General features: G+C 59.2%; 12 protein-coding genes and 1 pseudogene. 8 read left to right on the forward strand and 5 right to left on the reverse strand.

Going from position 1 to position 14,082, the window contains the following annotated elements; genetic code table 11:
- From N2597_RS12290 to N2597_RS12305, 4 genes are all read left to right on the forward strand, one after another.
- Complete coding sequence (locus N2597_RS12290; RefSeq protein ID WP_038689727.1) at positions 1–561, forward strand: slr1658 superfamily regulator; 561 nt, start codon at positions 1–3, stop codon at positions 559–561.
- 7 nt (positions 562–568) lie between these two features.
- The gene (locus tag N2597_RS12295; RefSeq protein ID WP_010030401.1) at positions 569–907 is read left to right on the forward strand and encodes a slr1659 superfamily regulator; all 339 of its coding nucleotides are present in this window, start codon (positions 569–571) and stop codon (positions 905–907) included.
- Positions 908–1,818: 911 nt separating this feature from the next.
- Positions 1,819–2,757, forward strand: a complete 939-nt coding sequence (locus N2597_RS12300; protein ID WP_096761963.1) for a sialate O-acetylesterase — start codon at positions 1,819–1,821, stop codon at positions 2,755–2,757.
- A gap of 658 nt (positions 2,758–3,415) precedes the next feature.
- Positions 3,416–4,042: a hypothetical protein gene (locus tag N2597_RS12305; protein WP_183599186.1), complete on the forward strand. Its 627-nt coding sequence runs from the start codon at positions 3,416–3,418 to the stop codon at positions 4,040–4,042.
- 497 nt (positions 4,043–4,539) lie between these two features.
- Here N2597_RS12305 and N2597_RS12310 read toward each other — a convergent pair whose 3' ends face one another.
- Together N2597_RS12310 and N2597_RS12315 are read right to left on the reverse strand one after the other, a co-directional pair.
- A complete protein-coding gene (locus N2597_RS12310) occupies positions 4,540–4,914 on the reverse strand; it encodes a response regulator (RefSeq protein ID WP_038689732.1) in 375 nt (124 codons plus the stop codon).
- Positions 4,907–7,099 (reverse strand): PAS domain-containing sensor histidine kinase, encoded by a 2,193-nt coding sequence (locus N2597_RS12315; RefSeq protein WP_183599184.1) that lies wholly within the window; start codon positions 7,097–7,099, stop codon positions 4,907–4,909. The genes N2597_RS12310 and N2597_RS12315 overlap by 8 nt, the downstream gene beginning before the upstream one ends.
- Positions 7,100–7,320: 221 nt before the next feature.
- Between N2597_RS12315 and N2597_RS12320 the strand changes: the two genes are divergently transcribed.
- Positions 7,321–7,581, forward strand: a complete 261-nt coding sequence (locus tag N2597_RS12320; protein ID WP_183599182.1) for a hypothetical protein — start codon at positions 7,321–7,323, stop codon at positions 7,579–7,581.
- Between the two features lie 58 nt (positions 7,582–7,639).
- Positions 7,640–8,242 carry a hypothetical protein gene (locus N2597_RS12325; RefSeq protein ID WP_183599180.1) on the forward strand — a complete coding sequence of 201 codons (603 nt, stop codon included), beginning with the start codon at positions 7,640–7,642 and terminating at the stop codon, positions 8,240–8,242.
- Between the two features lie 155 nt (positions 8,243–8,397).
- Here N2597_RS12325 and N2597_RS12330 read toward each other — a convergent pair whose 3' ends face one another.
- A complete protein-coding gene (locus tag N2597_RS12330; RefSeq protein ID WP_225881456.1) occupies positions 8,398–8,877 on the reverse strand; it encodes a hypothetical protein in 480 nt (159 codons plus the stop codon).
- A gap of 418 nt (positions 8,878–9,295) precedes the next feature.
- On the opposite strand from N2597_RS12330, the pseudogene N2597_RS12335 reads away from it, so the two are divergent.
- Positions 9,296–9,635, forward strand: a pseudogene (locus N2597_RS12335) (hypothetical protein).
- A 151-nt stretch (positions 9,636–9,786) separates the two neighbouring features.
- Positions 9,787–10,218: a hypothetical protein gene (locus N2597_RS12340; protein ID WP_183599178.1), complete on the forward strand. Its 432-nt coding sequence runs from the start codon at positions 9,787–9,789 to the stop codon at positions 10,216–10,218.
- Positions 10,219–10,773: 555 nt separating this feature from the next.
- On the opposite strand, the gene N2597_RS12345 is transcribed toward N2597_RS12340, so the two are convergent.
- Both N2597_RS12345 and N2597_RS12350 read right to left on the reverse strand, forming a co-directional pair.
- The gene (locus tag N2597_RS12345; RefSeq protein ID WP_077992921.1) at positions 10,774–11,712 is read right to left on the reverse strand and encodes an IS110 family RNA-guided transposase; all 939 of its coding nucleotides are present in this window, start codon (positions 11,710–11,712) and stop codon (positions 10,774–10,776) included.
- Between the two features lie 237 nt (positions 11,713–11,949).
- Positions 11,950–14,082, reverse strand: a complete 2,133-nt coding sequence (locus N2597_RS12350; RefSeq protein ID WP_183599566.1) for a beta-galactosidase — start codon at positions 14,080–14,082, stop codon at positions 11,950–11,952.

Raw genomic sequence — 14,082 nt, forward strand, 5'->3', positions numbered from 1 at the left:
ATGACGGCCAAAATATACGGTCTCGAATCTCTGGTGGACATCAGCCTGGATTCCGGCGCTCGCCTCACGTTGAGCGACGGGCCACTTCAGCTTGGATGGAGGCACTCGGGAATGACGTCGGACTTCATCGCCGAGATCATGGCCCTGCCCTATTCCCGTTCGAAGAAGGATTACCTGCAGGCGCATCATGACATCGGATATCTCAGCAACGAGCTGATCGAAAATGCCGTGAAATTTCGACAGCCCGGCGAGATCCTGATCGAAGCCGGCATGGTCAAGGGAAGCTTTTTGATCAGAGTCCGGAACGCCATCGACCGCGCGACATCATCTCGCTTTCAGCAGCTCCTGCAACGCCTGCAATCCAAGGAGCCCGGCGTACTGCTTCTTGAGCAAATCGAAACCAACGCCATATCGTCAGCAGGCGGTTCCGGCCTGGGTTTGCTCACCCTTCTGAGTGATTACGATGCAAGAATGGCATGGACATTCGAAGAGAATAACGACGAGCAGATCATACTGACGACTACGGCAGCTGTAGCGATGCCACCCTCCTCCAATTTGTGAGCAAAGAATGGAAATCAGCGACGAGAACTTCCGCGTATGGGCGGAGAAAAATGAAGTCTTCTTCGATGGCGTCTTCCGCCTGGCGGGACCCGATGCCTATGCACCGATTTATTCATTGATAACAACCCTCCTGCACGAAGGGCACAAACAGGTGACCTTCGACCTGACCGGTCTCGAATTCCTCAATTCGTCGGGCATCAATCTCCTGGCGAAATTGACGATCGAAGCCAGAAAAATGGGCGACCTCCTGCTCATTGTGAAGGGTACCAACCAACATCCCTGGCAAGCGAAATCGCTCCCGAATCTGAAGAAGCTGCACCCGCTGCTCGATTTGCGCCTGGCGTGAACTGGGGCGAGGAACCTCTCCGTCCTCAATCCCGCGCCTGTCACAGGAACGTCGTTCATTCGCGGCGCAGACGCGCCGTGGCTGGATTCATGTGATAGGCACAGAAACGAGGATGAGGATTTTGGCGCAGCGAGGGGCCTGCGGCAATGCCCCAGCACAGCGCCTCCTGACTCGCCGATATGCCCACCCCACCCTCCGTCATGTTCGGCCTTGCGCCGAGCATTCACACGGCGGCCGCCAACGCCTGCGGCATGGGTCCTCGGGCCAAGCCCTGGGATGACGGCGATTGGGGTTGGCGTCTCGCCAAACTCAGCCGACTTACGAAGCGCACCGCCTCGCGGAGCTACATCATGCGGCTACCACCACGCTCATCTTATCCTCGCGTCCTGTCCCTGGGAATGCCGGAGTGTGGGTGACGCTTCCCACTACCTCCGTCATGCTCAGCCTTGAGCCGAGCATCCACACACGGCCCACGCCAGCGGCACGGGTCCTAGGTTCAACCCCTGGGATGACGGAGATTGGGGTGGCGTCTCGCCAAACTCGGCAGCCTCACAAGGCATGCCGCATCTCGGATGGAAACGGGTGCGCCGCTACCGGTTGTCTCGCCGCCCTAATCTGCGGCCGCGGTTCCATGAACGAGCAACGGGGTATCTCCATGGTACTGCATGCTGCATAGCAGGCACGATCTCTCACCCAACCGGATGATTGCAATCACTGGTTCGGACTATAGTTTAGAGCAGGTTTCCGGCGACTCAATGCGAGATGTCGTCGATTGGGCTTCGATCTTCGCGACGAACTCTTTTTTAAGAGCATGCCCGAGCAAGCAGATGTGGCTGGTTTAAAGGAACCTTCACGGCTCGAGCAGCTTTGACGGGTCCGTAGACCCATCGGGATGTTGCAAAGGGAACGACATGCGCAAAACAATAGCAATAGGCTTGGCCGCCTTGATCGCCATCTACTTTGTCGGCGGCATGAGCGCGAGACATGAGATTTTTCCTTGGCCGCAACTTTCCGCGCTGACGAAAATGGTTGGCGGCGAGAAGCCGGCGGCTCCAAGCCGTTATACTTTCGACGACAAGGAACGGCTCATCGGGGATGAATCAAAAACCGCTGTGACCTGCCCGACTCAAACCGATCGAACTGCTGTCTTACTCATTCTTGGCCAATCGAACGCTGCCAACTACGGTGGACAACGGCACCGGTCAGATTATGGCGCGCGTGTTGTAAACGCCTTTGACAAACGGTGCTTCATCGCGGCGTCGCCACTTCTTGGATCGACCAACACCAAGGGAGAGTACTGGACGCTTCTCGCCAACAAATTGATCGCATCGGGACAAAACGACAACGTCATCCTCGCACCTCTCGCATATGGCGGATCAGAGGTCGCACGATGGGCGGTAGGCGGTGACTTCAATCCTCTGCTGGTCGATACAGTGAAACAGCTTCAGGATTCCGGATATCGGATAACGAGCGTCCTCTGGGTGCAAGGAGAGGCAGATCTCGTTTTTGGCACCACTGCGGAGGCCTATCAGGAACGTTTCATGTCGATGGTTGGCACATTGCGTCAGCACGGCGTCGAAGCACCCGTTTACATTTCGATTGCATCGAAATGCCTCGAACCGAGCAACGGCGGTTTCAAGGAGCATATTCCAGACAATGTGATAGTACAGGCGCAACTGGCCCTGTCGAAAAGCGGCCACGGCATCCGCGAAGGCGTAAATTCTGACGCGTTACTCGATGGAGACGACCGCTACGACGATTGTCATTTCGGGGGCTCAGCCGAAGAGAAAGTGTCGCAGGCCTGGCTGAACCTTTTGCGTGGCGATGGCCGCCTTGAAAGCTCCCGATAGTCTTGTCAGCAATTTCCCCCATATCTGCGTAACCGCTGTTCTGGCCACGACAGCAGGATGCATCTTCCCCCTTTGTTGACGCGATGCAGGTGGCCGATCATGATAGCCGAGGGCGATCGACGAGCGAGTTCAGGGGAGTCTTGAATCAGCTGCGGCAGTACCGGCGTCCTGATAAGCGAAATGCCCCGCCAGGACGGGGCATTTCGTACTAGCTGATACCGCCTTAATCAGCGATGCCGCACGAAGGGGAGCGGCAGGTTGAAGGATGACATAGTTCGGAAAATCGTCAATTTACCTGAATTTGCTAATCCTGCTGCGGAAGCTGTTTTGCGTTGAGACCAACTCGACTTAAGACCTCAGCTCCAAACTTTCTGACATTGTTTATGCGGCGCGCAATTCGGATATTCCGATCGTCAATGTCAAGGTGACTGCGCGGCGATCGCCGCCTGGAAACCTCGCGGTAGTCTTCCCGGAACCGGTTTTTGCGCCTTCGCGAGCTTCGGCCATGACCGCCGGCACATCGTGTCGCGGACGCTTGCTCTAAGACCATAGCCGCTCCCCTGAACAGGACCTCAGTCCGATGTGCAGCGCGCGAGAGCGATCTATCTTTCGAGTCAGCCCACGTCGTGCAGTTGCACGGTCTCATTCGGAGGAAACCATGCGGATACCAACCTTAGCGTCCTTGGCCGTGCTTTCGCTGGCGATTGCGGCAAGCCCGGCAACGATTGTCGGCCTCGACATGGGTGCACTTGCAAAAGACGGCGGCAATGGTGGCGGAGGTGGCAACGGCGGCGGTCATGGCGGCGGCAACGGCAATGGCGGCGGCCACAACAGCGGTTCCGATCATGGCAGCTCCAAATCACAATCCGTGAGAGGCAAATCGTCAGAGGCACAGGGCAAGTCGAAGTCCGGCAAGACAGACACCGCAGCAAAAAGCACGAAAGAGAAGAATCTGTCGGCGCAGCTTAAGGGCCTGAATTCCTTGAAACGGAATTACCGGGCGCTGATGAACACATCGGATCCACGCATGGCTGCCATTTCGGCCTACGCCGTGGCCTACGCACAGTATGAGCTCGACAACGGGGTAGAGCCCGCGGCCGACGACCCTGTGCTGGGCGATGCGGCGCTGGAGGATGCGTTGGCCTCCGCAACGAAAACCGGCGAGGTCAGCCCGGCGGTTCTGGACGAAGCCAAGACCATTCTCGGGGTTGGCGACGCCGACGGCAAGATTGATCAAATCCGCAGCTCGCTCGAGAACGCCGCGTCGACGACGTCAGATGAATAGCCACGAGTGAGTTGCGAGCGGTGCGAAGCTACCGGAATAGCTTCGCACGAACTATAAGAGCATTTTCGATTCTGTTTGAGTTCGAAAATGCTCTTTTTTTGCCCGCAATTCCGCTGCCCGTCCGCAGCTGAACTTTGGTGACAAAGTTCCGTCCGTCCGCCATGCTTTTGGGGACGCCGCTCGCTTCGGGATTGAGGCCAACAGGTTCCAATGGAAGCGTGCGTGAACGATCCGCGCAGCAAGGAAAGCGTCTTAGCGCGACCAAGGCAAAGGCAAGAAGCAACATGCGGCGTGCTTCGAGGCTCCGCCCGGCGGGCTGCGCACCTCAGCATGAGGCGCGTCGGAGCGTGCCGCGCCGACCTCGGCAGCGAGGTTGAAAATCATCCCCCGGTCCATCGATACCCTGAAGGAAGGGTGATGGGACCTTTTGCAGCGAGATTTTCGCCGAAGTGGCCGGCGGGCGGCCGCCGTTGCGATCTTGGCGTTCTCTCGTCCGCCTACGGCTGCGTCCTGGCGCCGATCGCAGCCGTCATCTCCTGTCGCAGATCTTCGACGGAAAAAGGTTTGGAAACCACCGGACAGCCGGCATATTCCTCCGGCAAGCCGCCTCTTCCGTAACCCGTGCTGAACATGAAGGGTATTCCCCGTTCGCGCAGGATCTCGGCAACAGGGAAACTCGGCTGGCCGGCCAGGTTGACATCGAGCACAGCCAGATCGATCTCGCTGCCTGCGGCGGCCGCGCATGCTTCGGGCAGTCGCGCGACGGATGCCGCAACGCTGCAGCCGAGGTCCTCGAGCATGTCTTCGATCAGCAGCGCCACGACGCCTTCATCTTCGACGACAAGAACCTTGAGTTCGAAAAATTCAGTCATTGGCTGATCCGTGCAGGGGGATGGAGATGCGGCAGGTCACTCCCGCAGGTTCGAAGGCGACGTCAATTGCACCGCCGAGATCCCGTTCGATGCAGCGCTCCATCAGGCGGCTGCCGACGCCGCGTCGTATCGGTGTTTCCACCCTTGGGCCGCCGTGCTCCTGCCAGTCGAGGTTCAACCTCGGTGCAGACCCGGTTTCGTAAATGAGGTGCCAGTTCAGCGAAAGCGTGCCTGAATTCGATGACAGGGCGCCGTGTCTGATCGCGTTCGTCGCGAGTTCGTTGAGAACCACCGTCAGGCTGAGAGCCGTGCGAGGATCGAGATCTGCCGCAGGGCCGGCGATCGTCACCCGGCTTGCCGCCCCTTCCATGAGCGGCATCAGCACCTCGCCGGCAAGTCCATCCAGCGGCGTGTCCTTCCAATAGCGCTTCGTCAGCAAATCATGCGCCCGCGAAAGGGCGAGCACACGCGCTTCGAAGCGTTGCAGAAAATCACCAAGATCACTCGCGTGCCTCGCGGTTTGCCCCGCCAGCGACTGCACGGTGACGAGCGTGTTTTTAACTCGGTGATTGAGCTCGTCGATCAGCAGCCTCTGCCGGCCCTCGGCATGCTTGCGCTCGGTAATGTCGACAAGCATGTTTATCGCCCCGATCAGCTTCCCGTCGGCATCGTGGAGCGGTGTCGGGTAGGGAATGAACGGAACCCGGCTGCCGTCGGGCCTTTCAGCGATGGCCTCGGCGCCGCGAACCGGGCGGTCTTCCTTGAGGGCGACCGCCATCGGGCACTGGTCATGCGGCAGCGGCGTTCCGTCCGGATTGTACAGTCGCCAGGTGACGCACCACATGTCACCGGGTTGAGGCACACGGCCGGACATCTCTGTGGCCGCTTTGTTGTAAAAGGTGATGCGGCCCGCGGCGTCGGTCGTATAGACGGCCGCCGGCAGAGCTTCCAAAAGGTCGCGCATGCGCTGTTCGCTTGCACGGATCTGGTCTTCCATCTGCTTTGCGGCGGTGACGTCCTGGATCACGCGCACGCCATAGCGAAAAAGACCGGACTCGTCGCGCACCGACGAACTATGAATATCAAGGTAGAGCGTCTGTCCATCCGGCGTCGTCGAGCGTTTGCGAAAGGCATAGCTGTCCAGCTCGCCCCGCACCTGGCGCTGGTAAAGCGCCCCATCCTCGGTCCGATCACCTTCATGCGTGTAGTCGAAGAAGGTCATATTGAGCAGTTCCTCGCGAGACCGCTTCAACATCTCGCACAGCGCATCGTTCACCCGCAAAAGCCGGCCGTTGACATCGGCTTCCGCGATCCCGATCGTGGCTGCATTATAGGTCGCCGCCAGGCGTTCCTCACTTTCGCGTCGTGCGCTTTCGGACTCGTATAGGTCGGTCACATCGGTCATGAAGCAGCGGGTACTGACGAATTTGCCGTCCTGGAAGCGGCCGTTCGATGTCAGCAGCACATGCTTGATGGAACCATCCTTTGCCCGCAGCCGTGCCGGATAGCGGTCCAACTTCTCGCCGCTCGACAGCCTTTGAAGGATGTCTCCGATAACAGGCGCATCGACATGAAATTCGGCAACATGGCGGCCGACATATTCGTCGGCACTATAGCCGAGCAAAGCGAGCTCGGCCTTGTTGGCGCGGCGAATAATCCCGTCACTGCTGACGATATGGAGGCCAATCGCACTGTTTTCGAAAAAATCCTCAAGCTCGGCGATCTTGCGGCGAACCTGATCTTCGGCGGCCTTATGCGCCGAGATATCCTGGAAGCAATTTATGGCGCCCTGGATTTCGCCGTCGTGGCCTGTGAGGGCGCGAATGTTCACCAGTGCCGGGAAACGCAAGCCATCCGGCCGCTCGACGATGACTTCGGCATTGTTGGCCGGAGTTCCTTGCCAAATGGCTGTTGCCATGGGGCAATCGCCATGGAGCAAGGGTGTGCCGTCGGGCAGAAAAAGACGGTGAGATCCGCAGAAGCGGTCATGTTTGCCATCAAGCGCAGGCGCGCGCCCCCAGAGCTCCGCAGCTTCGGAATTATAGCGCACCAGCCAACCTTCGTGGTCGCAGATGCAGACCGCCCCAGGCATGGCATCAAGGACGCTCGGCGCCAGACTGAGAAGGGCCTCGAATTCGCTCAGCTTTCGTGAGGCGGCTGCAGGGAATTCCTCAACATTCGACATCAGGCGTCCTAACTCATTGCCTTCGCCAGCGCTCAGCTGTCGCAGACAGGATCAGCAGCGGGATATGAGTGTCCGCCCTGCGTCACTCCACAATGGAGTTAACTGCCCCCAACGCCTCAGATTGGGATTGGTTTCACCTTTCGACGAAGATTTCACCGAAGCGCATGTTTTGCCTCGTTTTTTCACCGCATCGCGAGGCGCAGGGGAGATAGCATCCGCTCGTGCTTTCTTCGCCGATTGCAGCTTCTGTTCGTCAAACAGATCACATGAGAGCGTTCATCTCCGCAAATATGTCGAAAACTTGTTCTGTTATGCTGTCCAAGGAGGACGGCAAAAAACATCGTCCCCAACCCTTGCTTCAAGACGATCGTGTCGGCGTGTTTTTCGACATCAATCCGAACGCCATACATATGTTTTCGCAGCGCAATGTCCTCGCCGGCACGACGCCTCTCTGCTTCGGCGGAGCGGATGGGACGGCTTGAGCAAGATGGAGCAATTCATTCAAGCATGGTAGCAAATTAGGGATGAGGGGAATCTGAAATGTCGACCTTGCTAAGAAGTTTACTGCTACTGGTCGAAATAACTTCAGCGGTGCCAGCCTTCGGCAATTGCCTGACCGCCAACGAGACCAAACAGGGCGTGCTGCTGACAAGAGAAGTGCCTTTCTTTTCCGTATTCTACAAGCCGGACGGTCCGGGTCTCACCGAACAAAAGCTGGTGGAGCGTAACCGCTCACTGCAGCCGGTGTCGGCTGTCTATTTGCACCCCTTGCTCGTCGAAAGGAGAGTTGGTCCCAACGGGACGCATGAGCTGAAATACGCGAATGCGATTGCGTTGGACGATCTGCCACAGAAGAAGACCTGGCAATCCGACACTACGCTTTTCATCAATGGCAAAAAATCCGTTTCGGGCACTACTTTTATTCGGTTCGACGGCCTGGGAGAGGAAACGATCGCATCTTGTTCCTACAAAGTCTGGGCCATCAACAGCCGCCTGGAACTGACGGAATTGCCTCCGATTATTTTTGAACAATATTATTCACCCGAGCTTCGTCTCGTCCTTCGTTCGGTAAGGCTAGGCCCCTCCGGCCAACCGATCGACGAGGTTCGATTTGATCGGTTCCAAATTGGCTGGGGCAACTAGGAGACATTGTGTCCCCTCTATCATCCCAGAAAGCCCACTGGGCGCTCCCTCCCTGCCTACCACTCAGTCGTCACGATTTGATAGCGACCATCTGGTTGAGCTTGGCCGTGTTAGCTTCCTTCCCAGACTCCGATGGCCTTTCCACCCTACCGGGCTCAATCCGCTAGCCATTTCGAGACGATCTTGGCCGCCGCCCGCCTGCGTCCGACGCGGATATCGGACGCCTCGATATCGAAATCAATGCCGCACTTCTCGCGCACCTGTCTGAGCCAATCCGGAAAGGCATGGAGATTCCCTCGGCCCAGAGTTGGAAATCCAAGGTCGTTTCGGTAGCTCTTCTTATCGCTTTCGGAAAACTCGCCGCGGTCCGCGATGCGGGAGGTCAGCTCCCACTGCCAGTCGGGGTCGGGGCGGATATGCAGCCGCACGACGTTTTTGGCGATCAGGGGATGGTCCTTCGTGCCTCGCAGCGGGATGGCGATATGGATATCCCAATCTTCATCCGCTTCGAAAGGAAGACCAAGCTTGAAGCCTGTATTGGCCCCGTCCCTCCCCGTCCTGTCACTATCTGCCCCAAGGGTCGATGATCGCGCAGCCGTAACCTCCGGGCCGACAGGCACCCTCGGCCGCAACACACCAGGAGCCCTGGACGATCTTTTCTGCGCGTGGCAGTGATACCGCATGGACGATGTTCTAATTCAAGCGCACAAGCATTCTGCCAGACATCGGCAGGATATCGAAACGAGTGGACGTTGCGGCTGCTTCTACTGCTGCGCGGTTTTCGAACCATCTGAAATTGAGGAATGGGTTGACGCCGATACGACGGCGCTCTGCCCCCGGTGTGGCATTGATGCTGTGCTAGGCGACGCCTCTGGCTTGCCGGTGACGGCAAAAGACTTCCTTACTCGAATGAAAAGTCGTTGGTTCTAACGGAGCGGTTCGTCCGCTTAGGGCCGCGAGCTGCCATTTCCCAAACCAGAGATAGCGGCGCCAACGCTTTATTTTGGGCGGGCCGAGCGTAAGCTGGCGGTCCTCTACCCGCAAGAGGCGCCCATGCCCCGTTTTTTAGCCGTTTACACGATGAAGCCCGAAGACCTTGCCTCCTTTCGCGGCCTGCCCAAGGCCGAGCAGGACGCGATCGATGCCGTCGGCCTTCAACAGTGGACGGCGTGGGAAAACAGGATTGCCAAATTCATCCGCGATCGCGGCGGCATGGGGGGCAAAACGACTCGTGTGACCAAAGACGGCATCTCGAAAGCCGTGAACCCCTTCTGTGGATATCTTGTAGTCGAGGCAGAGACCGCCCGAGGAAGCCGCGAGGCTGTTCGAGGACCACCCGCATATTACAGTCTTTCCGGGGGACGGCGTCGATATCATGCCCTTCCTAAGCTGAACGGCATCGTGGGTCAGAAGCCGCGGCATTTAAGCCAACGGCCGTTTTGCACCAAAAGCAGCTATAACGCGTCAGGGATTTATCTCTCGAAGCGCATCCGCAATGACTGAAATGCCGGCAGGTTCCGGCGCGTTTCTACTAACGAGGACCAATGACATTTCGGAACGTTTGGACAGACGCAGATTTTGCTGAGATGGGTTGGCATGACGCGGTTGTCTATTCGATGACCTTCCCGCAAGCAGATTTCGTCATCCGCTTCGATGTCGACTACATTTTCCAATGGCACTGGACCGACAAGAACATTCGAGGCTGGGACGTGGCTCCCTGCACCTTAGAGTTTCTGAACGTGTCAAACTTGCAGGTTGCACTAGATTGGCAAATGCAAGGTGATACTTCGATCCAAGACATCACCCGGCAAAACAGTCGTCCATCGCCCAATGGGAAATTCACCCTGTGGGACTATCGGGTCGAACTTGATGTGGGGAACATTGGCTTTAGCGCCACCGGTTTCACCCAGACCGCTCGTACTCCACCCACGTTCTCAACGTCTCGGTCTCTGGGGCGGAGGTTGATTGTGAAATAGCCGCTTACGCAGCGTCCGTCTGACTGCGGCGATCAAGTTGACAATCGGTCATATCCGGCATCACGATACTTATCTGCTTTTGGGATACTGCTCGGCGAATGCAAGAAGCGGCGTTGCGGCGTGCTTCGAGGCTCCGCCCGGTCGGGCTGCGCACCTCAGCATGAGGGAGGTTAGAGGATGCCGCACTTGTGATCGCGAGCACAGTAGGATGCGCTCGGCTTCCAAGAGAGCCTCATCCTGAGGTGCCCCACAGGGCCTCCAGGGACGGGCTGGCGCCTAAAGTGCATTGTCCGCTGTTTGATGGCCGGAGGCAGGTGCTATATCGGTCGGACTTATGTAAGCGCCGGCGCGCCGTGTGGCCCCCTCATCCGACCCTACGGGCCACCTTCTCCCCGCTGGGGAGAAGAGGGAGGAAGGCGCGCCGAAACTGCCCAAATGAACCGGCCTGCCAAGGACACTCCGTTTATAGGATCGATGGCGAAGCTGCATTCTCCCCTCTTCTCCCCAGCGGGGAGAAGGTGGCCCGAAGGGTCGGATGAGCGACTATCTGGATTGTCAAGTTGCATATTCGAATTCTCTTCGCGCGTCTCGTGCTTTTGCATTGAGAATAACCAGGAGTTTTCGGGCGAGTGCGATGCGGATGACCATTTTGGGTTTGCCGGCGCTTTGCAACCTTTGCTGGAAGGCGGCCAGGTGCGGATCGTGTCGGGCTGCGATGGCGCCGACCAGGAACAGAATGGCGCGTGGTCCGGAGCGCCCGCCGCGCACCGGCCGGTGTCCGCTGCGTTTGCCGCTGTCGTTGGCAATCGGCGCCAGGCCGGCCAGCTTGGCGATCGCCTTATTGGAGATCTGGCCGATCTCAGGCAGTTGGGCCATCAACCGGGCAACTGTACGGTTGGCCACGCCCTTGATTGATCGAAAGGCCTGGTTGAGACAGGCCCAGAGCGGATCGTCGTCTATCATCGAGGCAATCTCGCCTTCGAGGGTGCGGCTCTGGCGCACCAAAAGTGCGATCACCTCGTTGAGGCTTGCCTCGCACTGCTGATCGCGGGCTGCACTGCGGCGCTGCATCTGGATGGTCAGATCACTCGTGACCTGGGACAGCCGCGCCATCAGCGCCGACAGCCGCATCTGCGCGGCTTTCGGCGGCGGCAGGGCAGCCAGCCGCCTGGTTTCGGCATAATGGGCGATCATCGCTGCATCGATGCGGTCGGTCTTTTCCAGAAAGCCCATGGATTCGGCAAAGCGGCGCACATGGCGCGGATTGGCAAGCGCGCAGGCGATGCCCAATTCCCACAACAGCAGGAAGGCCGTCCGCTCATAACCGCCGGAAGCCTCCATGACGAGGAGCTCGACATTCTCGGCCCGGCAAAGATCGGCCAGCGCGCCAATGCCGGTGGCGTCATTGCTGAACCGTTCAAACGTCCCGGACGGGCGGATGAACGCATCCAGCCAGTCTTTCGAAACATCCACTCCACATATAATTCTGTTCACGGTAACCTGCCTTGTGCGTGCGATTGGAGCCAAGCGACTATTCGGTCGTACGTGACGATGACGAAGATCCCAGGCTCATCCACGGTTGTAACCGGAGGGGGGACGGGCGACTTCGTCAAGCCTCTGGCCGGGTGGCCACCCGGCCAGAGGCTCAATCGCTTCCATCGCACGAAATTACTAACGTGCAGATACAAGGGGGCTACACGGCACAGCCTACATCATCATCGTTCTACGCCCTCACCCCTCCAATTCCACAATCGCACAGCCATAGCCGCCAAGCTCGAGCGTCCCCCTCACCGCCTTCTCCCCATCCAGCAGATCCCGCCCGGCCGGCACACCGCTCACCGTCACAGCCTGATCCGTATAATTCTGCACGAAGAGCAGCCGCCGCTTGTCATTCATCCGCATCGTCACCTCCACGCCCTCCGGCAATCCACCCACCAGCGGTTCCACGCCGGCCTGGGGGAAGAGGCGCTCGGTCAGCGCGTCGGTCAGCTCCGGCGTGAGGTAAGTGCCGAGATAGACCACCTGGCCCTTGCCGACCTTGCGGGCGGTCGCCATCGGCTGGCCCTCGGCGTAGCGGTTGGACCAGGCGGCGATGACCTCGACATCGGGCTCGATGGTAAGATTTTCGTAGAAGTGGCCGGCGGTCAGTTCGCGGTTGCCGATCTTGAAGCGGCGCTGGCGGCGGTGGCTTTCGGCCGGTTTGTTCGGCGGGATGACGAGGCCGCCGGAGCGTTCCATGACGTCGAACAGGCCGTTGGCGCCGGGGGCGGCCAAGCGGCCGAAATCCTCGACGCGCACGCCGGTCAGCTTGGAGAGCGCGGTGCCCGGCGCGGTCTCGCGGATGACGTGGTTGTCTTGCGTGCGGGTGCCGGTGCGGGCGCCGATGACGACGGTGCCGCCGGAGGCGGCGAAGGCTTCGAGCCTGGTCGTCCACTCGTCCTTCCACATCACCCAGTGGGGGACATAGAATAGCTTCAGCCTGGAAAGATCGTCCTCGGGGTGGATGAAGCCGCAGGCGATGCCGCGGTCGTAGCAGTACTGGTGCATGAGGATCGCGTCGTCCTGCGGGCTCGGCAGGCCGATCGGATAGGTCTTGTGGGCTTCCTGATTGTCGAAATCGGAGCCGGCGATGCCGACATCCATGCGCACATAGGTGCCGAGGATCTTGGGCTGCAGCGCTGTCATCTCGGTGGCGAAGCGCTTGGCCTCCTCATAGCGGTGGCGGCCGATATCGTCATGGTCGATGATGCCCATCCAGTAAATCTCGGCGCCGAAATGAGCCGGGCGCCAGCGGAAGAACATCAGGCCGTCGGCGCCGTGCGCGACCGAGGAGAGCGCCATGCGACGCAGCTCCCCCGGCTCCGGCGTCAGCGTGCAGAAACCCGGCTGGCTGCCGAAGCCCGACTGCTGCTCGGGCACGATGTAATTGCCGGAAAAGCCGCGGCAGATATCGAGATGCAGCGCCTGCACCTTGGCGTGGTTGCCGAGCCGCATGAACTCGTCATAGAGCATCGGATAGATGTCGTAGCCGACGAAATCGAGATCCTTGCTGAACTGGCCGCGGAAATCGATGTCCCGCAAGCCGCCGAGATTGTGGAAGACGAACCAGGAGGATTTGACCGCGCGCAAAATCTCCACCTGGTCGTGCTGGAAGCGCGCCGTCGAGAAGGCGAGGAAGCGGTGGTAATCCTGCAGGTGGCCGGGGCTCGGGAAGGTCGGGCCGAATTCGATCGGCAGCACCACCTGATCGAAGCTGTCATAGGCCGTCGCCCAGAAATCGCCGCCCCAGGCGCGGTTGAGCTCGGCGATCTCACTGTATTTGTCGGCGAGGAACAGCTGGAACTCGCTGAGCGTCGCCTTGGAAAAGCTCTCCGGCATGCTGGTGTTGAGCTCATTGTCGGTCTGCCAGCCGACAACGAAAGGGTTGTCGCGATAGTGCTCGGCCATCGCCCTGGTGATGCGCTTGCTGTGCTCGCGGAAGACCGGGCTTGCCGTGTCGCAATGCTGGCGCGAGCCGTGGCTCATCGGCCGGCCCTTGCCGTCGACCCTTAAAATTTCAGGGTGGGCCGCCGTCAGCCAGCGCGGCGGGGTGGCGGTCGGCGTGCACATGATCGTATCGATGCCGTGGCGGCCGAGGATTGCTATGGCGCGGTCGAAGAGATCGAAATTGTAGGCGCCGAGCTTCGGCTCGAGAATGTGCCAGGCGAATTCGGCCATGCGCACGACGTTGAAGCCGGCTTTCGCCATGCGTTCGGCATCGCGCTCCCAATAGCTTTCGTCGACATGCTCGGGATAATGCGGAGCGCCGACGAGAAAGCGGTCGGTCTTGACGGTGTTCCATACGGAGAGGGTCTTGTCGGACAC

This window comes from Rhizobium sophoriradicis (assembly GCF_025200795.1).
GTDB classification, from domain to species: Bacteria; Pseudomonadota; Alphaproteobacteria; order Rhizobiales; family Rhizobiaceae; genus Rhizobium; species Rhizobium sophoriradicis.